Genomic DNA, 20,831 nt, shown 5'->3' on the forward strand with positions numbered 1-20,831 from the left:
TTTGCATCCTGAGACCACCCATTTTTCTTTACATTATCATGACTAAGTTTTACGTGCTGTTTTTGCTGTTTCTCTCGTTTGCTGCGTTACCAGTGCAGGCCCAAAGCACGGGCAGGATCACGGGCGTGGTGCGAGACCGGAATACCCAGGAACCCATCATCGGGGCCACCGTGGCGCTGGAGGAAACCACCCTGGCCGCCGCTACCGATGCGCAGGGACGCTACCGCCTGGAGAACGTGCCCACGGGCAGTTACAACATCAAAGCTTCTTTTCTGGGCTACGATCCGGTGACGCGCTACAACGTGCCGGTGACCTCGGGCAACGCCCTTACCCTGAACCTGGAGCTTTCGCCGGGCGCAAACCAGTTGCAGGAAGTGAATGTGACCTTTGACCGTTCCATCAGGGTGGCCACGGTAGAAACGCCGCTGTCGGTGCAGAGTTTGAGCAGCGAGGAGATCAAGAGCAACCCCGGCGGTAATTTTGACATTTCAAGGGTAATCCAGACGCTGCCGGGCGTGGCCGGGGCCGGCAGCACGGGCGCTGGTTTCCGGAATGATATTGTGATTAGGGGCGGCGGGCCGAGTGAGAACGTCTTTTTCCTGGACGGCATTGAGATTCCCGTGATCAACCACTTTTCCACCCAGGGCAGCAGCGGCGGCCCGCAGGGAATTTTGAACGTGTCTTTTATTGAGGATGTAACCTTGAGCACCAGCGCCTTTGACGCCCGCTATGACAACGCCCTGTCCAGCGTGTTCCAGTTCCGGCAGCGCGAGGGCAACCCCGACCGCCTGCAGGGCAACGTGCGGCTGAGTGCCACCGAGCTGGCCGCCACCCTGGAAGGTCCGCTCGCGCCTAAGACTACGTTCCTGGCCTCGGCCCGCCGGTCTTACCTGCAACTTTTGTTCAAAGCCATCGACTTGCCCATCAGGCCTAATTACTGGGATTTTCAGTACAAAGTCACCCATCAGCTGAACGCCAAAACTACTTTGACGGCGCTGGGGATTGGGGCCATTGACGATTTCAGTTTTGCGGTGCCCAAGGAAAGCTCGCCGGAGAAAGAGTACGCGTTGCGTTCCAACCCGCTCATCAACCAGTGGAACTACACGGTGGGGGCTAGCCTGAGGCGGTCGCTGGAGAACGGGTTTGTGCAGGTAGCCCTCAGCCGGAACGTGTTTGAGAACCGGCTAGACCGCTTTGAAGATGCGCAGTACGGGGATGAATCTAGGAGGCTCCTGAAAAGCCGGTCACAGGAAAAAGAGAACAAGCTGCGGGTAGACGTGAACCAGTTTGTGGGCGGCTGGAAGTTCTCTTACGGGGCCATCGGGCAGTACGTGGGCTATGACAACCGCTTTTTCAGCCAGATACGCCAGGAGCTGCGCGACGGGAACGGCAATGTGGTGCAGCCTCGCGTAACCGTGGACTTTGACACCAACCTTGATTTCTTCCGCTACGGCCTGTACGGGCAAACCTCCCGCAGTTTCCTGCAAGACAAACTGAGTTTGTCTTTGGGTGTGCGCACCGATATGAACTCGTTCACCACGGAGGGCAACAACCCGCTGGAAACACTTTCGCCGCGCGTCTCTGCGTCTTATTCTCTGGCCGAGCGCTGGAAACTGAACGCCTCGGTGGGAACGTATTACCGCCTACCCATCTATACCGTGCTGGGCTACAAAGAGGCCAACGGGGCGTATGCCAACCAAGACAGTGAGTACATCAGATCCACGCATTACGTGGCCGGGCTGGAGTTCTTGCCGTCGGTGGCCAACCGCCTCACCGTGGAAGGGTTCTATAAACGCTACGGCAACTACCCGGTCTCGCTGCGCGATGGGGTCTCCCTGGCCAACCAGGGCATTGAGTTTGGGGCGATCGGCAATGAAGACGTGGCCAGCGTGGGCAAAGGCCGCGCGTACGGCGCTGAGTTCTTCTTTCAGCAGAAACTGACCCGAGGGCTGTACGGCTTGGTTTCCTATACCTTGGTGCGCAGCGAATTCACGGGCTTGGACAATGATAAATACGTTGCCTCGGCGTGGGACAACCGCCATCTGGTGTCGGCGTTGCTGGGCTGGCAGTTTGGCCGGAACTGGGAACTGGGCGGGAAGTACCGCTTCGCGGGAGGGTCGCCCTACACACCTTTTGACTTAGAGGCTTCGCAGCAGAATTACGCCTCTTTGGGCACCGGCCTGCTGGACTACGATCGCCTCAACACCCAACGCCTGCGCTCGTTCCAGCAACTGGACGTGCGCCTGGACAAGAAATGGAACTACAAACGCACCACCCTGGACGTGTACGTGGATATCCAGAACATCTTCCGGTTCAAAGGCCCTTCTCTGCCGCAGTACACCTTCCAGCGTACCGCTGACAACACCGCTTTCGTGACCACAGACGGCCAGCCGCTCCAGCCCAACGGTTCCAACGCCATCCCGCTGCTTCTGGATGAGGATGATGTGACGTTTCTACCCACCGTGGGGTTTGTGCTGGAATTTTGACCTCACCCCAACCCCTCTCCCGTGGAGAGGGGCTTTTCTGGTTTAGGGCTGATTTGTGGGAAACAGGCTCAAAACGATTGGTGTAGTTGAGGCAATGCGTAGAGACAAGGCGGTGCCTGGTCTCTACGATTCTGGAATGTGTAGGCACCAGAATGCGTAATCCGCGCATAGAAGGTGTTTGGGGGCCGATTTCTGGGAAACAGGATGGAAACTGGTAATTGTTTCACGCCTTCCGTCCCCTTTGAGGCTCATCTTGTAGGGTAAATTTGTCTTTGCTGTTCGGGAGTTCTACTCCCGAACCTGCCTGCTGCGGAGTTCCACTCCGCCGGGAGCCACGGGCAAAAGAAGGGGAGTGGAACTCCCCGGCAGTAGGCTTCCGGAGTGGAACTCCGGAAGAGCGGGAAAAGGTGTTTTCCGCGTTTTGGGCTGTTTCCCGCTAAACAGCCCCAAAACGTACCAGTAGGCTTTCCTCTCCGGTGAATTAAGTCCCAAACCCCGCCATTAACAAAAGTCTTCCTGCAAGATTAGCTTTGAAGGGGGGTGGAACGCGTGCTTTGTAAGGAAAGTATATCAGTACCCTTCGCTGCAATCTACCCGTTTTCCGTAGGCAATGCGTACCTTGCAGGGGCCAAGGCATTCCTTTATTCATCAGCATGCGCTTAATCCATCATCCAGTACTGGCCAATTACTACGTGACGTACCGCTGCAACGCCAAATGCTCGTTCTGCGACATTTGGGAGAAGCCGTCGCCGTACATTCAGCTGGACGATGTGCGCCAGAACCTCCAAGATCTGCGCAAGCTGGGGGTGAACGTCATTGACTTCACTGGCGGCGAGCCTTTGCTGCACCGGCAGATAGACCAGTTTCTGGAGGTGGCGCAGGAGCTGGGTTTCATCACCACGCTTACCACCAACGGCCTTCTGTACCCCAAATGGGCCGAGCGCCTGAAAGGCAGGGTAGACATGCTGCACTTCTCCCTGGACTCCGCGGATAAAACGGAGCACGACACGGGCAGGGGAGTGGCCTGTTTTGATTTCGTGCTGGAATCCATCAACATGGCCAAAAGCCTGGGCGAGCGCCCCGATATCCTGTTCACGGTTTTCAAGCACAACCTGGACCAAATAGAGCGGGTGTACCAGGAAATCTGTCTGCCCAACAACCTCATGCTGCTGTTGAATCCGGCCTTTGAGTACAACCAGGTAGAAACCGGCGAGCAACTGTCTGAAGCCGAACTGGACTATCTGGTGAGATTCAGCAAGCAGAAATGGGTGTATTTGAACGAGGCGTTCGTGCAGTTGCGCAAAGACGGCGGCAACCACATAGACAAACCAGTCTGCAAAGCCGCCAGCACCACGCTGGTGATCTCGCCGGAGAATGAGTTGGTCTTGCCATGTTACCACCTGGGGGCGCAGAAATTTCCCATCAACGGCAAACTGTATGAGTTGTACAAATCAGACGAAGTAAAAAAACTGATTGCCCTGGAAGGAAGGCTGCCCGCCTGCGAAGGCTGCACCATCAACTGCTACATGCAACCCAGCTTCGCGGTGGAGATGAACAGTTACTGGTGGAAAGCCCTGCCCAGTACCCTCAAGTACAACCTGAGAAAAGGCACCTGGAAGAAGATGCTTTCATAGGTATCAAGCATTTGATAGCACCATGTGATAGCATTGTGTTTAGGGGCCGTTTTTTGAAAAACAGCCCTTAAACGGAAATCCTGGTGTATTTGCTACTCCGTCCCACTTCCTATATTTGGTAAATTTCTAACTCTTAATTCCTAACTAAAAAATTATGGCTCTGCTGCTACCGGTAAAAGGTGTTCACCCCATCCTGGGGAAAGATTGTTTTGTTGCGCCCAACGCCACCATTGCTGGCGATGTGGTACTGGGCGACCAGTGCACCGTTTGGTTTAACGCCGTGGTGCGCGGCGATGTCAACCTCATCCGCATCGGGAACAAAACCAACATCCAGGATGGGGCCGTCATTCACTGCACGTACCTGAAAACAGCCACCATTATTGGCAGTAACGTGAGCATAGGGCATAATGCCATCGTGCACGGCTGCACCATTGAAAACAACGTGCTCATTGGCATGGGGGCTATTGTGATGGATAACGCCGTGGTGCAGGAACATTGCATTGTAGCCGCCGGGGCCGTGGTGCTGGAGAAAACCATCTGCGAAAGCGGTTTCATCTACGCCGGGGTGCCCGCCAAGAAAGTAAAAGCCCTTACGGCAGAACAGATGTCGGGCATGGCCCAAACCGCCGACAACTATGTGCTGTACGCCAGTTGGTTTCAGGAAGGGACTGGTGAGGAATCTTGATTCTGGGCTGATTTTTAGAAACTAGGCAGAAAAGCGGTAAGATGATGATTTCAGATATAAGGTTGATAACAGGAGTTACTCTTTATATTCAGTAGTTGGCAGAAATAGAAAAGTATGAAAAAACTCACTATACTGACAATCCTCTTAAATTTCTTTATTATCGTAGGTGCAGGACATGGAATCGGATTTGTGGGTATAATAGAATTGGCTTTAATAAACTATCTAAACAGCGATTTTACGCTTTCTCCATTTGCCGATTATGACGCATCCTTACCAGCCGTAGGATTGTTAGCCCTAATTGGACAAATAACCCTTATAATTTCATTAGCAACAAAATTTTACCGATTCAATTACTGGCTAAAGCTGTTAGGTCTCTTTCTCTTATGGTTAAGCTTTTATTATCTTACTCATACATTATTCACAAGCGGACTTGCAAGAATAAGCTTTGCCTTTGGACTACCATTTCTAATATGCTCAATTCTCTTATTTATAAAAATAATAAGGGAGCGACAGTTAAAGGAGACAGAATTAAAACAACCTTGAAAAGAACTACTTCTACCAACAAGGTGCATAAGGCATGCTAAGTCCGACGGCCTCGCACGCCTCATGCACTAGCCGTTAATAAAACCAATGAGAGCCATGCTTATTTCCATCGTTAAAATTGTGCTCTTATTGTATGCGGCCATCTGCGTCCTGGTCTATTTTGTGCAGGAGAAACTGATTTTCTTCCCTGAGAAACTCCGCCCAGATGTCAGGTTTACGTTTCAGGTGCCTTTTGAGGAAATCAGCCTTAAAACGCAGGATGATGTGCTGCTCAATGCCGTCTTGTTCAAAGCAGACCAGCCCCAAGGTGTCATTTTTTACCTGCACGGGAACGCCGGTTCCCTGAACTCCTGGGGAGACGTGGCCCCGGTGTACACCGCCCTGAACTATGACGTTTTCATGTTGGATTACCGGGGCTACGGCAAAAGCGAAGGGAAAATCAGTGGTCAGAACCAACTCTACCAAGACGTGCAGACGGCCTATGACCACCTGAAAACGCGGTACGCAGAACGGGACATCATCGTGTTGGGCTACTCTATTGGCACGGGGCCAGCTGCCAAAGTAGCCGCCGAAAACCAGCCCCGGCTGTTGCTTCTGCAAGCCCCGTATTACAGCCTGAAAGACCTCATGACCCGCTACTTTCCGGTGCTGCCCACGTTTCTCCTGAAGTATAAATTTGAAACGTATAAGTATCTTCCGAAATGCACCATGCCCGTGGTGCTCTTTCACGGGGAGCAGGACGAGATCATCTACTACGGTTCTTCTCTCAAATTGAAAAAACACCTCAAAAACACGGACACCCTCGTCACCCTCGCCGGGCTGGGCCACAACGGCATGACTTCCAGCCCCCAATATCAGGCCCAACTGCAGAGAATCCTTCAGAAACAATAAGCGGCCAACCAAGCTTCCCTTGCGGCTACTCAATAATATTGTGTTTTTTTAATGTTTTGTAACGGTGCCGGGCTGCCTGCGTAGTAGGCATGGACTCAGGCGAGGAATGTTGATGCTGGAGCGTGCCTCCGGTTCCCGGTTGAGTAGGAAGTCTGCGTTTGCGACCTTCGGTATGTTTCCCCAACGCCAACGTGCGTGCCGTTTAACCGGCTAAATGAGATGCTAAGTAAAAACATATGATAGAAGCAGTTAAATTCTGGAACGAACCAAACAACAAATCACACTGGGCCTACGAGATTGACCCCGAATGGAAGATTTTCGGGGAGATGGTACGGCTGGCTGCCAAAGCCGTGAAAGCCGAGAAGCCCGAAATCACCCGCGTCTTGGGCGGAATCTCACCCATAGACCCGCACTTCATCAAGACCTTGGAACGCCACGGCACCCTGGAAGACCTGGACGCCGTGGCGGTTCACGGTTTTCCGCTGGACTGGAACCTCTGGAGCATCAACGAGTGGCCCGACAAGATTGCCGAGATTGAAGCCGTCACCAACCTACCCGTGTGGGTCACCGAAGTGGGGATTTCGTCTTTCGGGGCCGAGGAAGTGCAGGAGTTTGGGTTGCGCCGTACCGCCGAATTGTTGATGGGCCGCGTAGACCGTGCGTTCTGGTACAGCCTCTATGATTTGCCCCAAGCCTGGGAAGCCACCACGCGCCACCGCGAAGCCGAAGGTTCTTCGTATTACCGCCACTTCCACATGGGTTTACTAAAAGAAGACGGAACCCCCAAACTGGCCTACAAACACTTCTCAGACTATACCCCAGAATTCGGCATCTGCCAGTGGTTCCACTTCGAAGACCACCGGCTGGACGACGCCATCAAACACCTCCGGGCATTAGGCGTGAAGAAACTGCGCACCGGCCTCAGCTGGGCCGATTGGTTGCGCCCGGACGCCGAGAAATGGTTCGACCACGTGATGAGTAAACTGGACGAGTTTGACGTCACCGCCACCTTCTGCTTCACCCCAGAGGCCAAAGGCATTCAGCCGCACCACACCAGCCCGCCCCAACACATAGAAGAGTTCGCTGACTTCTGCGCGCTCATGATGCGTCGGTACTCGTAAATTAAAAGCCTCATTGCATCTCCGTTTAAGGCACGTTTTCTGTTAAACGTGCCTTAAACGGAGATTTTTTCACTTGCTTTTTGGACGGTCATTTCCCTTCTATGGCGCGGAAGTTACTTCCGTGCCTTTTGAAACTGTAGCAAGGCACGGAAGTAACTTCCGCGCCATAGAAGGAAATTTTATTGTTAGGACTACAGCAAATTCCATCCATAGACGATGCTGTTTTAAGGCCATTTTCTGTAAAACAACCTCGAAACAGAAAAAATCTGCTTACCAAGAATCTACAACATATCATCCCATGAGCCAGAACACCCAGGAAGAAACGCCAGACGTTTGGTTGCAGAACATGCGCAAAGGTGACTTTGAAGCCGCCTGGAAACATAGCGATACCGTTCTGCTAGAGCGCGCCGGAAAACCCTGCTGGCATTGGCCCCGCCACTTCCAATACGTTTGGGACGGCTCTTCCCTGCAAGGCAAACGGGTACTGGTACGCTGCTACCACGGCCTGGGCGACACCATCCAGTTCATCCGTTTCGCGCCGCTCATCAAAGCCATCGCAAAGGAAGTCATTGTGTGGGCACAGGCCCCGCTGATTCCGCTCCTGGAAACCATCCCCACCATTGACCGCCTCTTGCCCCTGCACGACGGCACCCCCGAGGTAGACTATGATGTGGACGTAGAAGTCATGGAATTGCCCCACATCTTTAGAGCCACCGTCAACACCATCCCCTCCCAGATTCCTTACCTGCACGTGGAGCCCATGCCGCTTCCCGGCGAAAGGAAGAAGCTGAACGTGGGCCTGGTCTGGAAACCTGGCGACTGGAACCCGCATCGCTCCATTCCGTTTTCGTTTTTCGAGCCATTGGCGGAGTTGCAAGACGTACAGTTTTACATTCTTCAGGCCAACGCCGCAGAAAACGGCTGGCAGGAAGGTTTCGGGGTTCATCCCGGCGAGTTTAGTTTGTATGACTACGCCCACATTATCAAAAGCTTAGACTTGCTGATTTCCGTCGATTCCATGCCCGTCCACTTGGCCGGAGCTCTCAACGTTCCCGTCTGGACGCTCCTGCACAACCACGCCGACTGGCGCTGGATGGATGACCGGGAAGACAGTCCCTGGTACCCCACCGCGCGTCTGTTTCGGCAAGAAGTAGCCGATGATTGGGCAGGCGTGGTGAAGCGGGTGGTGGTAGAATTGAAGAAGCTCACGACCAAGGCATAATCCACCCCTTTTGTCATCCTGAAAGGATCTTGTGGGCGAACTAGAAAGACATTGAATAAACGTTACTGCCGTTTGCCCACAAGATCTTTCCAAGATGACAGGCTAAGAGAAAAGCTTTCCTGCTTTGGGCTTACTTTCTGGAAATTAACAAAAAAGCGGAGGGTTTCCCCTCCGCTTTTTTGTTATCCTTTCAACTGCTTATATCGGTTTTTAATTTCTCCGAAATCACCTTGATGATAGGCAAAACCGTGGTAAGCGGCGAGGGCCATTTGGGCCCAGTTGACGTATAGTTTAGGCGCGTTCAATTGGTGGGCTAGTTTCGCCATCTTGTGGCTGCTCGCCGAGATATGATACCGCATCCGGTAAATCAGTTTACGCTGCTTGGTAGGCGTTTTGGAATCTGGGGCAACGCGTTTGCAGGGCGTGATGCCGCGGCGGCTCCAGGTCAGGCGATATGCAAGACCTTCGCGGCGTTGGCGGAAACCGGCGGCCTGGGTTTGCTCTACAAACTTGGCATCTACGGCTTCTAATTGCAGGCGACCTCCCTGTATGGCGTTGGAAACCAATTGGTCTACCAAAGGCGAACGAACTACCACTACGTTGGTGCCGCGTCCGTCAGAAGAATAGGGTTCTACCCAGGCATCACCGAAGGAGATGTCAGACGTTTCGGCCACCACATCATCGCAGTAGTTGCAGGCCGAGTTCATGAAGAAACCGGCGCCCCAGTCCCCGTCCGCCAGGTGCCACCAGTCGCGGTTCACGGTGTTGCCATTAGGCAAAGTGAGTTTGGCGTTGTACCAGTTGGCCGGACGGTTAGGGTCTTTCTGACGGTATTCTACGCGCTCTACCTGGTTCACGGGCACATTCATTTGCCAAGCGAAGCTTTCCACGAAACGGGCGCTCTTCATATGTCCGCAGAAAAGCCCAAGGGTATATTGAATGCGTTCCCGAATGATGGGGTCTTCCTGGCGCAGCAACTGCACCGCCTTGATAAAGCACGGAATGCCCACCACGGCATAACGGCCCGGCACTTCTTTCACCAAAGAAAGCACCTCAGACAACTCAATAGGGTAGTACCGTGACTTGGCTCCTTCGCGGATTTCAGCCTCGGTACGGGCAATGCGGTACCGGAAGTAGCGGCCGTCTGCCTGCGGGTCTTTGGTGGCAATCACGTGGGCTACGCCGTCAATCAAGCCTTGGCGCATCAGTTCCGTGGCTACCCAAGTAACCATGCCGCCAGAACTGCCCTGCATCCTGAAATCTTCTTCGGCCACGTGGCCTACATAGGCGGTCTGGAATCGCCCTAGCGCCGCATCAATCACGGGCGCGGTAGGGTAGAGGTTAGCGGCTAAGTAGTCTTCGTTTTTGGCTTTGGGCGAGAACGGGCAGGTGTTGGAAAAACTTTCAGATTTGGTGTTGTACCACTGCGCGTCTCCGTAGGGCTTCAGTTGTTTGTGTCCGTCAAAGTCCATGCGCGTGTCGGGCCGGTTGGCCTGGGCCACGCAGCTGCCGCAGCCAATGCACAAACCAGAGCGCACGATGTCACGGGGGCTTACCAGTTCCTTCATACGGTTTGCTCTTGGTTTACCACCAGCGCCCGGTCTAGATACGCCGCCGAGGTTTGGCGCAACAGGTCAATCTTCCGCAGAATCTCAGGGTTCAGCGGCTCGCTTAACAAGGTGTTGAAAATCACGTGCGGCGTGCCTTCGGCCAGCAAATGTTTCTCGCCGCCAATCTTGGCCATGAGGCCCTGTAGTTTATGCCGCCGGTACGGCGATGATTCACACACAAACGGCTTGGCGTTCCGCAGGGCGAACACACAACCGTGGAAGAAGTTGGTAGCCACCGCTTCGGCCTTGGCCATGAAGTGCGCGAAATCGTGCGGGTCAGTGGTAATCCATTGCTCGTCGGCCCAGTCGTTGCGGTACCCGAAGCTGATGAGCGGCAGGTTTTGGCTGTCGGCGAACTGGCGGATCTCGCGGGCGAAGGACTCCGTGAAATTGTGGCCGTACACGGCTACGTACTTTCTGTTCAGGATTTCGTGGTTACGGTCATCTGGGGTGATGGGGAACTGCAGACAAGGGTCCAGCACCATTTCGGGCTCAAACCCGAGGGCGTTTTGGATGAGGATCTGCGAGTTGGCATCGCGCACCGAGATGGCGTCAAAGTTGTTCCGCAGTTTATCGGCCCATTCTTGCTCCAAACCCCAGGACGCATCATAATTCCCGAAACTGGCGGCGTACGAAATCAAGTGCTGCGCCTTCACGCCATCGCCGTAAAAAATGGGGCAGCGGCCGTACCACGGGTGCGACATGTTCCAGACCTCGTCGCTGCCCACCACCACTACATCGTACTCCTCCATCTCCTCGGGGTTGTCCAGTTGAAAGCGGGGCGACAGCGGCAGCGTGTCAAACACGTCAAAAAACTTCCGGATTTTGGCGCGGTACAGCGATCGGTCAGAAGCCGGAACCGGCGTAGGAAGCACCGGCTGAAACGCGCATTTCCATTCCACCAGATTCACCCGGCGGGAGTCATGGTCTAGGATGACGGCTTCGTGTCCGAGCGCCTGCAAGCCCTCGGCCAGGCAACGCGCCTGCCAGTAACTTCCGTAATTGATACAGCGGTGAAAAGTAAGCACTCCAATCTTTAAAGCGGGTTTGTTTGTTTTATTCTCCAAGGTTATTCTGAATATGTTTTGGTCTGCTGCCTATGAAAAATTGCGGAGTAAGGCAGCATCTGAGAGATGGTCACAGCATGGTTCTGCCGCTGTATCCTGCCAACGGGATAAATTTAGTTTAGGTTATATAGTGCCGTTCCTAAATTGCCGTTCGCCTCCGTTTTTAGCTCCTTTTCTCTAAAATAGGAGAAAAGGAGCTAAAAACGATAAGCACCAAAGATAACGGTTTAAGCCAATGCCCGTTAAAAGGCACGGCTCCGTTTCCGGCCTTCTTTTCAAGAAAGAAGCTGAAAACGGAAATTAGCCCGAGAAAGACCCAAGCATGACCAAACTTTTACTGATTCGCCACGCCACCACCAACTCGGTGGGCAAACGTTTGTCTGGCCGCACTCCGGGCGTTTTCCTGAACGAGGAAGGAAAGAGGCAGGCCCAGCAACTCGCCCAGCGCCTCACCCAAGTGCCATTGGCCGCCCTCTACACCAGTCCGCTGGAACGCACCGTGCAAACTGCCGAATATATCGCGCGGGCGCAACAATTACAGCCCATTATAGACAAGTCTTTTCTGGAGCTGGACTTTGGGGATTGGACGAATTTGGCCTTTGAGGAATTGGGGAGCAACCCAGAATTTCAGCGTTTCAATACGTTCAGAAGCGTGACGCGCATACCCGGCGGCGAAATGATGCTGGAGGCGCAGGCGCGTTTTATGGCCGGTTTGCAGAAACTATGCCTAAAACACCCGCATGAAACGGTGGCGGTGGTGAGCCATTCAGATTTAATCAAAGCCGCCGTGGCCTATTACGCCGGCACTCCCCTGGATATGTTCCAGCGTCTGGAGATTAGCCCCGCGTCGGTGAGCATGATTCAAGTGTACGCCGAAACCGCCCGCATTCTGGTGGTGAATGACACCGGTTCCTTGACGGGTTAGGGGTTTCAATCTGATTGGGAACGTTCGTTTTAAGGCTGTTTTGGCTAAACTAGCCCCTAAACAGCTTCAACTTCTTTGGCTTATGACCTTCGCAGACTTCCAGAAAAGCCTTGCTTCGCCAGTTTCTCCAACCGGTGCCTCGGTGTATTTGCAGGCCTTGTGGCATGATGCCCGCGGTGATTGGGAGAAAGGGCACGAACTGATGCAAGACCTCCCTGATAGGGACGCCGCCCTCATTCACGCCTACTTCCACCGGAAAGAAGGCGACCTCTGGAACGCTGATTACTGGTACAGACGCGCCGGAGAGAAAAGACCTTCTACTTCATTGGAGGAAGAATGGGAAGCTTTGGTGCAGGCGTTTTTGTGATGAATACCTCTACAAGCGAAGCTGCTTTTGGCCCGTTTTCTAGAAAACAGGCCAAAAGCGGCTTCGCTGTTCTCGCTATGGCGATGATTTACTTCCGCGACTTTCCTTTGTTCATGTGTAAGTGATTTGCAAAATCCGTCCCCCTTTGAAGGGGGTAGGGGGATGATTTCTCATGCTGATTACTCATTCCCGAGATTCAGCCTTACACATTCCAGACTTTCGGTGATAGTTTCTTCAACGGCCTTGTCATCCCCCTACCCCCTTCAAAGGGGGACGAGATGCGTGTTAGGTTTTTCACTTCTGACGCATCATGCAGACACCTTCACCACCGCTATCGCCACATCCGTGCGTACCTCCGGCACGGTGAAGCGACAGATTCCATGCTGCGCTTCCACTTGAAACTGCTCTCGCATGACTCCTTCCAGCGTGTTCCAGGTAGTAATTTGGAAGTGCCCATCCCGTAAGCCGGGTATTTGTACTTCCACCGAGAGGGGGGATGCTTCTGGGTTCATGAGGCGCTTGCGTTGGTAGAGGGCATCGGTACGTAAGAGCCAGACCACGGCCTGCTGGTCATCGGCGCAGCCGAAAACGGCGAAGGCTGGTTGGGAGAGTTTGATTTCCTGGTTCAGGTTTTTCCGGCGGAAGGTGGGCCAGTGGATGAGGTTCAGGAAACCAGCCATGTTCTTCTGGGCCACGCGCATGCCGGGCGTGAGGGTGTGCGGATGGCGGTTGGGCCAACGCATGCCACCGCCCGCCGCGCCCGAGGCCAGGTGCGCCCACTGGATGTGCCGAAAATACTCATCGTCGAACTCCGGAGCTAAGGTGTGCTTTTTGTCTTTGAACAGATGAATGGGGCCGTGCTCGCTGTCAAAAAACGGGCGGTTCTCGGGGGCGTGTTCCAGGGCTTCGCGTACCAGTTCGCCTACTTTGATGGCCGAGTCTACCGTGTTTTTGGGGTAGTCTATGGTTTTGGCGTCATAGAAGTGGGTGTTGGCGAAATCAAGCAGGGGGTGCCGGAAAATGGTATCGGCGGTGTCTGGGTGCGTGTGCAGGATGGGCCCAAAAATAGAAACCGTCTGCGGGTGCGAACGGCCGTAGAGGCGCAGTTCCAGGTCGCGCACGTGCTGGCTCAACTCGGTGGCAGCGGCGGCGAAACCAGCCGAGCTGTTGCCCATGTGGGCAGGGTGCATCTCGTTCCAGAGATCCCAGGCGAAGAGTACGCCGCTGCCTCCCCAACGTTCTATCACAAACGTGAGCCGGGCTTTGATGGCCTTCATGGTATCTGGGCACAGAAGCCATTGACCGCGCCCGGCGCAGGGGCCGCCCAGTTGCTTGTTGTACGGGTGGTATTTCCACTTGAGCCACATCCAGAAGGTGTCATAGGGCGTTAGCAAAATACGTAGGCCGTACTTGGCGCAGAGGGCAAAGAGGTCGTCCCAGAGCTGAACCATGCGGGGGTTGAAGGTACCGGCGGGTTTCTCAAAGTAGCGGTGCTTCACTTGGGCGTACTCCAGCATGAGCCGCAGGCAGGTAACGCCGTGTTCTGCAAGGTAGGCCAGGTACTCTTCTACCGCTTGTAGGTCTTTCCGGCGGAACAAGCCCTCCAACTCGGGCCAGGTGATGGCATCGTTCTGACCAATGGGCGTCCAGGGTTGGCCGTCTTCAGTGATGAAATAGGGTGCATCTGGTGCCACTTGTACCCAGGGCAGAGAGGCAGTAACTGGTAGGGGGTGAATCTTAGAAGCAGGAGCAGGTTTTAAGAGGGAAGCTTGACGCATGTTTCTTTGCTTGCTGTAAATCGTTGAATCCTGATCGGGAGGGATTTTATCTGCCGATGGGTTGGTGGTTTGAAAGCGTAATGGTGCCCTGTGCAATGTTCATCTGGCTGGCAAAGTGGTTTCGCCTTGCGTGCCCAACGCAAAGTATACGGGCAGGGATGATGACTGACTGCTTAAAACGAAAGGGTTCGGGGCCTAGAAAAACAGCTCGGTCACCACAAAGGAAAAGACCGATATCACGAAGCCCACCATAAAGAAGATATAGGCAAACCGCAGGCTGGTGTACTTTTTCTGCAGAACCAGGCCCAGGTGGTAATTGTCTTTGATTAAGCTGCCATACAGCGTCTTCGGATTAGACATCATATCGGTGAATCCTTGCTCGTATTCCAGTAGGCTCATGCTGTGGAAATCCCCGAAGAACATGAGGTTGACCTTGTTGGCCGCCGGGTCAGGCTGAACGGGTTTGTTTTTCTTGATGCGGGGCATGGTCACTAGTATGGCTTGTACCATGGTGCTCAAAGAGGTAAGCAAAAACAAAATGCCCGGCACAATCAACTCCGGTTCAGTGTCCAATTTCCTGAACAGCACCGAAAGCAGGATGGAGACAATGATGGAGTTGATGGTCAGCAGAATATGCGCCTTGTTATCGGCCATGTCACTGAGCCGCATCTGGTTGGCGGCCGTGATCCGGAACATGGTCTCCACACCTTTTCTGGGCTTCTCTGTCTTGTCTTTCTTTCTCTTTTCGTCGGGAAGTTGACCCTCTTTCACTTCAGCCATCGCGCTGCTGTCTTTAAGCATATTGGGGAGTTGGTACGCTGGATTGGGCAGAAGGAACGGGTGAAGGTTCTTCTGCGTTAAGTTCCTATACTTAGTTTTAGCGTTGTGGTTGAGGTCTGAATCTAATTTCTTTCCCAATTCCGTTTCTGAGGCGTTTTCAGTTTTTCAGGCCTAAACCGCCTGAAGATGCCGGAGCGCCAGAAAGCACAACGCGACTGAGCCAGACACACAAACCTCGCCGTTCAGCACTTTATCCAGCACCTGGTCTACCGGTACCCGAACTACTTCAATGTCTTCGGTCACGTCCAGCGCCTGGGACTGCTCCACGCGTACGTTCAGCGCCAGAAATGCATAAATACGGCTGGTGTCTTTGGCTGGGTTATCGTACAACCGGGCCAGCGGAATAAGGTCTTGCGTGAGCACGGCCCCGGTTTCCTCCCGTAACTCGCGGGTGGCGGCGTCCTCGGCTTTCTCCTCCTGCGGGAAGAAGGAACCGGCGGGCAATTCCAGAAAGATTTTACCGGCGGCGTGTTTGTACTGGCGCACAAAAAGCACTTCGTTCTGCTCCGTCACCGGGAAAATGTACGCGCCGCTGGGCCGCTCACTCACAAAGAAATCATCTACCACGTGGCCGTTGGGCAGTTCCACCTCATCGCGGCGAAGGGTGTACCATTTGTGTTTATAGGCAATCTGGGAGCGAAGCAATCGCCAGGGGCGCGGGGTAGGCATGGTTTTAAACGGTTTGAGCACAAAGATGCTCGTTTTTAGCCTTATTTCTAGAAAACGGGCTAAAAACGAGCATCTATTCTGTCTTCATCTTAGCGGGTGAGGGTGCGGTTTTTCCCTTCCACTTTAGCCGCCACGGCTTCCTGCCAGGCTTGTCCGGTGGCCGAGAGCAGTTCAGAGCTGTTCCAAGTGTGCGTGCTGTTCTGGTTGTGGGGGTCTGGCTCGCAGAGGTAAATTTCGTGGTCGGGCTTTCCGGTTACTTTCAGACCGCAGGAACGCAGCATGGCCTCAATGCACGCGTGGTTGGGGGCCCACCAGTTGGTGACATCACCGGCCAGTTTGTTTTCAATGAACGCCATTTTGGGGTAGCCTTTTTCCAGCATCACCTCGCGCTCGTTGAACTCAATGTCATTGGGGATTTCAGCGACCTCATCGCCCGGCATGGTCAGGGTCTGGAACACCATGAGGCGGGTGGTTTTCTGCGACAGAATATCCAGCGACAGCAGCGGGTAGCGCAGGTGGTACATCACGCCCATGTACCAGATAAGATCAAACTTTTCCTCTAAACGCGCCACGTCATAGACCTGCATCTGCCGGAACTCCGCCTTGTCCTCCAGCCCGAACTGCTGGGCCACCCAGGCCGCCTGGCGCAGGTAATGCGGATCTACGTCAATGCCCAGCACCTTCGCGCCGCGCTTGGCCAGTTCCATGGTGTAGAACCCGGCGTTGCAGCCCACGTCCAACACGCGCCAACCGGTCAGATCCTGCGGAATGTAATCTTTGATGTGTTCCCACTTGAACGAGGGAAAATCGCCTAAAGAATGGTTGGGGGCCGTTTGGGTGCCATCGGGAAGGTGCAGGTTATGAAACCAGGGGCCCAGTTGGGCTATTTCCTGTGTCAGGTTCATAGTGGTTGAGTACGTTAGGGAATGAATTCTACCGCTTCTACGGAAAACAGGATAGTAAAAGTTATATGTTTCTGGATCAGCAGGAAAAGGCTGTTTCATGGGATTGAAGCGCCCCCGCCAACCTCCTGGAACCTCCCGCTTGCCGTTTTAACGCAGTTTTCAGAAAATCAGGCTTTAAATGCTTCACATCTTGGGAAGAACCTGTAACTTGATGCATACTTGTTTTTTCCTTTTGAAAGCCTTTAGAAATAGAAAATGACCTTTAAAAGAACCCTGACTTTCCTGCTCTGTCTGGTGAGCGCATCGGTGTTCGCGCAGGACTGGAACAAAAAGAAATGCGCCGTGGTGCTCACCTATGACGATGCCCTCAACGTGCACCTGGACAAAGTAATTCCGGCGCTGGACTCCTTGAAACTGAAAGGCACTTTTTATCTGACCGCTGCCTCCCAGGAGTTCACCAAACGGTTGCCCGAGTGGAAAAAGGCCGCCGCCAACAAGCACGAACTCGCCAACCATACCCTTTTCCACCCCTGTGACGGGAGCCAACCCGGCCGCAGCTTCGTCACCGCAGACTATGATTTAGCCACCTACTCGGTGCGCCGGATCACCGATGAAATCAAGATGACCAATGCGGCCTTGGAAGCGTTGGACGGCAAGAAAGAGCGCACCTTCGCCTACCCCTGCGGCGATACCCAGGTAGCCGGTGTTTCTTACGTGGAAGGCCTAAAAGGAGAATTAGTGGCCGCCCGCGGCGTACAAGGTGTCTACGTGCCTAAAAACACGGCTGACCTGTACAATGTGGGCTCGTTCATGATCAACGGACAGACCGGAGACGAACTGATTGCCTTGGTAAAGAAAGCCATGGAAACCAACCGCATGGTTGTGTTCCTGTTCCACGGCGTGGGCGGGGAGCATTCCTTGAATGTATCGCTGGAGGCGCACCGGCAATTGATTCAGTTTCTGAAGAAGAACGAGAAAGATATCTGGAACACCACGTTTATAGAAGCTGCCAAGCACATGAAAGCGACGGCCTCGGCAAAGAAGTAATCTGGTTTCTGGTTGTAGAAATCCCCTGTGTTTTGAGGCTGTTTTTAATGAAACAGCCTCAAAACACAGGGGATTTTTGTAGTTACTATTGTTCTCTCTATTGATGTCTTTTTTAATTTATTGACGTCTTTTACTTTGCCGCTTTCTGCTATTGCCTCTTCATCTTATACCTTCTTCATCTTTGTCATCCTGAAAGGAACTTGTGGGCGAACTAGAAAGGCTTCTTAGTAAGCGCTACTGCAGTTTGCTCACAAGTTCCTTTCAGGATGACAGGAGGGGGCAAGACCACAGAGGTTGGGAGAGCGTCTAGAAATACGCGGCATACTGTTTCGGCAGTTCGTCTAGTTCTTTGATCAGGATGTCTTTATAGTACACCTCGGCGGCTTCGCTCTGGATCTGGATTTTGCCTTTGGTGAGCGGCACGGCTTTTCCGTTCTCTACGTAGCGCGAGTTGTGCAGCACCATCACCACGTGCCCGTTCACAATGTGCAGACTTTTGCCTTGGAAGCAAATCAATTCTATCTCAGTCCAGTCTTCGGTTTTGCTTTCGTGGTTTTCGCTGCGGAGGCAGAAACCGTCCCGGCCCGAGCCGGTGCCCATGCCGATAAACGGCTGTTTTGCATCTGCCACGGCATTCATCATGCCTTCGGGAATGAACGCGCGGATGTCAATGGCGGAGTTGGCGATGCTCCAGTAATCGCCGGTGTGGCCCTCCATGATCTGGAATTCCTGCGAGAGCATCCAGGCGCGCCAGTAATCCACGCCAGATTTTCCGATGGAGTGGTACAGTACGCCGGAATCTTTCAACAAGTCTTTCCTAGGCTCGAACTTGTTCTGGCCCCATTTGTATTTCAGCTTTAGGTGGTAGTTCTCGTACTCTTGTTTGGTGTACACGCACCCGTAAATTTCGCCGCTCACCTTCAGCATTGGTTCACCTTTCTCCTCTATGTAGGTAAACACCGTCTGGCCTTTCTGGTTGTAGCCTACAGGCGCAATTTCTTTCCCTTGCGCATCTACCGGCAGCTTGCCGTTGTAGCCCAGTTTATGCCGGTAGCTTAAATAGGTTTCCCATTGCGCTAGGTTTTTGTCCAGCAGGGGCGTCCATCCATTTTTAGGCAGAAAGGAAAACAAACCGAGGCAGGCGAGCAGGCAGGCAATAAGCCTAAGTTCCGTCTTCATAGGGTAGAGGAGTGGATGAGATGTAGATGGTGATTGTGAAATGTTTTTCAGAAATCCCAACTAAAGTAAGCATAAAAAGAGAAAGCTTACTGCCAGAAAAGGAAGCTTATCATAGCTTGTTTCTTGTTTTAACAAATGAATTTCTCCGTTTCCTATGGGAGAGAAAGCCATTTTATCGTATTCAGCTCACCCACCAGCAGGTACCAGCCACAGATTTCTCCGTTCCCGTGCGGGTGTAGTATATCGGGTTAATGGGCGTAACAGTACGTTGCTTCGGTAAGCTTGTTCTGTTCGGGTATGACCTTGTGAATAATTCAGTACAAAACGTTTTGGGCCTGTTTTTTCCAAAACAGGCCCAAAACCGGCATTCACGTAGGTTGAAGCAAAACTAACTGCCTAACCTCATTTCTTCTTCCCCACTCAGAACTCCAGACTCAGGACTCAGGACTCCCACCACGTAGCTTTCCAACTCCTGCGCCCGGTGCGCAGCGGTGTGGTGGGCCAACACTTTCTGGCGGGCGCGTTCGCCAATGGCGAGGCGTTCTTCTTCAGGTAAGTCAATCAGGAAACCCAGCGTGTCTTCGGCGGAGTAGGAGACCAGAATCTCTGTCCCGAATGCAAACAGTTCCTCCAGGCCGTCCCAGTAATCAGAGATGATGGGCGTCCCACAGGCGGCGGCTTCAAAGAGGCGCACGCTGGGCGAGTAACCGGCGGCAATCATGTCGGCGCGGGTGATGTTCTGGGCGAAGCGCTGCTGGTTGTAGAATTTGCGGTGCTCGGCGGGCGGCAAGTGATGGATGTAGGCACAGTTCTCCGGCCACTGAATGGAAGCGGGGTACTGCGGGCCAGCCACCACGAAGGAGCCCAGTGGCCACGCGCGGGCGGCGTCCAGCATCAGTTTCTCCAAGGGCGGCTGGCGGTCATCGGAGTACGTGCCCAGGTAGCCTAAGTCCCACACTTTCTCTTCCTGCGGCTCAGGGAAGTACAGCTCGGGGTCAAACGAGCAGTACAGCGGCCGGGCCATGGGCGAACCGAATTCCTTTTCCAGTTTCTCCAGCGTAGGGCCGCCAGTGAACGACAAGTACATATCGTACTGCGGAATAAGGCGCGGGTGCAGGTATTCGTAATCTTCGCGGGCCAGTTTGGCCAAGGTCACCGGCGTGTCAATGTCATAAAAACCAGTCACCCCCTGCGCCGTCTGGATGGCCCATTCGCCCACAGCCACCCCCTCGGGCACGTATGAACCTACCAACACGAAATCAGCTTCGCGCACCTGCTCGGTAAAGCGGGCCTGCAACTCTTCCAGGGTTTGGTACAGCTCGGTTTGGCAGTACTCCGGATTAGGTAAATCACGGTTAGAGGCGTACCACGGCACATCGCGCTCCAGGAACAGGATGTGGTGACCCCGGTTGCGCAACTCGCGCACCAAGCCTCTAAACGTGGTGGCGTGCCCGTTGCCCCAGCTGGAGGTAATGGACAAGCCCAGGATGACGATGTTCAAGGATTTTTGACTCATACTGGTATCAGATATCAGGTATCAAGACTTTTTGTTTTCGGGCTGTTTTCACAAAGACAGCCCGAAAACGGTGACGGAAACTACTTGCTCGTAATTCGCTCCTTCTTTTGCTCTTTCGCAGTTACCAATGTTGCTCTTTCGGATTTCTTAATCCGAAAGTCCACTGTGGGGGATTTCCTAATCCCCGCGCCAGCAATTCCCGCCCATGGTTCCCGGCGGATTGATAAACCCGCGACAAATGATTCGGGATTGAAATCCCGAACAGCAGAATACATATTTCAGCTTTTAGCAGACCAGTAAAAGCGCGTCAGCACGCACTGCTGAGTTCCGTTTCAGGCCTACTTTT

Annotated in this window: 18 protein-coding genes; 10 read left to right on the forward strand and 8 right to left on the reverse strand. The window is 53.5% G+C overall.

What is annotated here, in order from left to right; all coding sequences use genetic code 11:
- The first annotated feature begins 38 nt into the window (after positions 1–38).
- From HHO50_RS11400 to HHO50_RS11430, 7 genes are all read left to right on the forward strand, one after another.
- Positions 39–2,486, forward strand: a complete 2,448-nt coding sequence (locus HHO50_RS11400) for a TonB-dependent receptor (protein ID WP_181306168.1) — start codon at positions 39–41, stop codon at positions 2,484–2,486.
- 653 nt (positions 2,487–3,139) lie between these two features.
- Positions 3,140–4,120: a radical SAM protein gene (locus HHO50_RS11405; protein WP_181306169.1), complete on the forward strand. Its 981-nt coding sequence runs from the start codon at positions 3,140–3,142 to the stop codon at positions 4,118–4,120.
- A 154-nt stretch (positions 4,121–4,274) separates the two neighbouring features.
- Positions 4,275–4,805 carry a gamma carbonic anhydrase family protein gene (locus HHO50_RS11410; RefSeq protein WP_181306170.1) on the forward strand — a complete coding sequence of 177 codons (531 nt, stop codon included), beginning with the start codon at positions 4,275–4,277 and terminating at the stop codon, positions 4,803–4,805.
- Positions 4,806–4,919: 114 nt separating this feature from the next.
- Entirely contained in the window at positions 4,920–5,348 is a 429-nt protein-coding gene (locus HHO50_RS11415; RefSeq protein ID WP_181306171.1) for a hypothetical protein, read from the forward strand.
- A 96-nt stretch (positions 5,349–5,444) separates the two neighbouring features.
- A complete protein-coding gene (locus HHO50_RS11420) occupies positions 5,445–6,239 on the forward strand; it encodes an alpha/beta hydrolase (protein ID WP_255478705.1) in 795 nt (264 codons plus the stop codon).
- Positions 6,240–6,475: 236 nt separating this feature from the next.
- Positions 6,476–7,360, forward strand: coding sequence for a glycosyl hydrolase (locus tag HHO50_RS11425; protein ID WP_181306173.1), 885 nt, complete (start codon positions 6,476–6,478; stop codon positions 7,358–7,360).
- A gap of 298 nt (positions 7,361–7,658) precedes the next feature.
- Complete coding sequence (locus tag HHO50_RS11430; RefSeq protein ID WP_181306174.1) at positions 7,659–8,582, forward strand: glycosyltransferase family 9 protein; 924 nt, start codon at positions 7,659–7,661, stop codon at positions 8,580–8,582.
- A 182-nt stretch (positions 8,583–8,764) separates the two neighbouring features.
- Here the strand turns inward: HHO50_RS11430 and HHO50_RS11435 are convergent, their stop codons facing one another.
- Together HHO50_RS11435 and HHO50_RS11440 are read right to left on the reverse strand one after the other, a co-directional pair.
- On the reverse strand, positions 8,765–10,150 hold the full coding sequence (locus HHO50_RS11435) for a Coenzyme F420 hydrogenase/dehydrogenase, beta subunit C-terminal domain (RefSeq protein ID WP_181306175.1): 1,386 nt from the start codon (positions 10,148–10,150) through the stop codon (positions 8,765–8,767).
- Complete coding sequence (locus HHO50_RS11440) at positions 10,147–11,259, reverse strand: polysaccharide pyruvyl transferase family protein (protein WP_181306176.1); 1,113 nt, start codon at positions 11,257–11,259, stop codon at positions 10,147–10,149. Before HHO50_RS11440 ends, HHO50_RS11435 begins: the two co-directional genes overlap by 4 nt.
- 322 nt (positions 11,260–11,581) lie before the next feature.
- Here HHO50_RS11440 and HHO50_RS11445 point away from each other — a divergent pair, with 322 nt between their 5' ends.
- Together HHO50_RS11445 and HHO50_RS11450 are read left to right on the forward strand one after the other, a co-directional pair.
- Positions 11,582–12,184 carry a histidine phosphatase family protein gene (locus HHO50_RS11445; protein WP_181306177.1) on the forward strand — a complete coding sequence of 201 codons (603 nt, stop codon included), beginning with the start codon at positions 11,582–11,584 and terminating at the stop codon, positions 12,182–12,184.
- An 82-nt stretch (positions 12,185–12,266) separates the two neighbouring features.
- Positions 12,267–12,551 (forward strand): hypothetical protein, encoded by a 285-nt coding sequence (locus tag HHO50_RS11450; protein WP_181306178.1) that lies wholly within the window; start codon positions 12,267–12,269, stop codon positions 12,549–12,551.
- A 308-nt stretch (positions 12,552–12,859) separates the two neighbouring features.
- Here the strand turns inward: HHO50_RS11450 and HHO50_RS11455 are convergent, their stop codons facing one another.
- The 4 genes from HHO50_RS11455 to HHO50_RS11470 form a co-directional block, all read right to left on the reverse strand.
- On the reverse strand, positions 12,860–14,329 hold the full coding sequence (locus HHO50_RS11455; protein ID WP_181306179.1) for a hypothetical protein: 1,470 nt from the start codon (positions 14,327–14,329) through the stop codon (positions 12,860–12,862).
- 195 nt (positions 14,330–14,524) lie between these two features.
- Entirely contained in the window at positions 14,525–15,130 is a 606-nt protein-coding gene (locus HHO50_RS11460; RefSeq protein WP_181306180.1) for a Pycsar system effector family protein, read from the reverse strand.
- Positions 15,131–15,280: 150 nt separating this feature from the next.
- Positions 15,281–15,838: an NUDIX hydrolase gene (locus HHO50_RS11465; protein WP_181306181.1), complete on the reverse strand. Its 558-nt coding sequence runs from the start codon at positions 15,836–15,838 to the stop codon at positions 15,281–15,283.
- Between the two features lie 89 nt (positions 15,839–15,927).
- Positions 15,928–16,743: a TIGR04290 family methyltransferase gene (locus tag HHO50_RS11470; RefSeq protein WP_181306182.1), complete on the reverse strand. Its 816-nt coding sequence runs from the start codon at positions 16,741–16,743 to the stop codon at positions 15,928–15,930.
- A gap of 255 nt (positions 16,744–16,998) precedes the next feature.
- On the opposite strand from HHO50_RS11470, the gene HHO50_RS11475 reads away from it, so the two are divergent.
- Positions 16,999–17,790 carry a polysaccharide deacetylase family protein gene (locus tag HHO50_RS11475; RefSeq protein ID WP_181306183.1) on the forward strand — a complete coding sequence of 264 codons (792 nt, stop codon included), beginning with the start codon at positions 16,999–17,001 and terminating at the stop codon, positions 17,788–17,790.
- Between the two features lie 306 nt (positions 17,791–18,096).
- On the opposite strand, the gene HHO50_RS11480 is transcribed toward HHO50_RS11475, so the two are convergent.
- Positions 18,097–18,969 (reverse strand): DUF1080 domain-containing protein, encoded by an 873-nt coding sequence (locus tag HHO50_RS11480; RefSeq protein ID WP_181306184.1) that lies wholly within the window; start codon positions 18,967–18,969, stop codon positions 18,097–18,099.
- Positions 18,970–19,357: 388 nt separating this feature from the next.
- A complete protein-coding gene (locus HHO50_RS11485) occupies positions 19,358–20,485 on the reverse strand; it encodes a glycosyltransferase (protein ID WP_181306185.1) in 1,128 nt (375 codons plus the stop codon).
- Positions 20,486–20,831: the final 346 nt, after the last annotated feature.

This window comes from Rufibacter sp. XAAS-G3-1, assembly GCF_013623775.1.
In the GTDB taxonomy this organism is placed as follows: domain Bacteria; phylum Bacteroidota; class Bacteroidia; order Cytophagales; family Hymenobacteraceae; genus Nibribacter.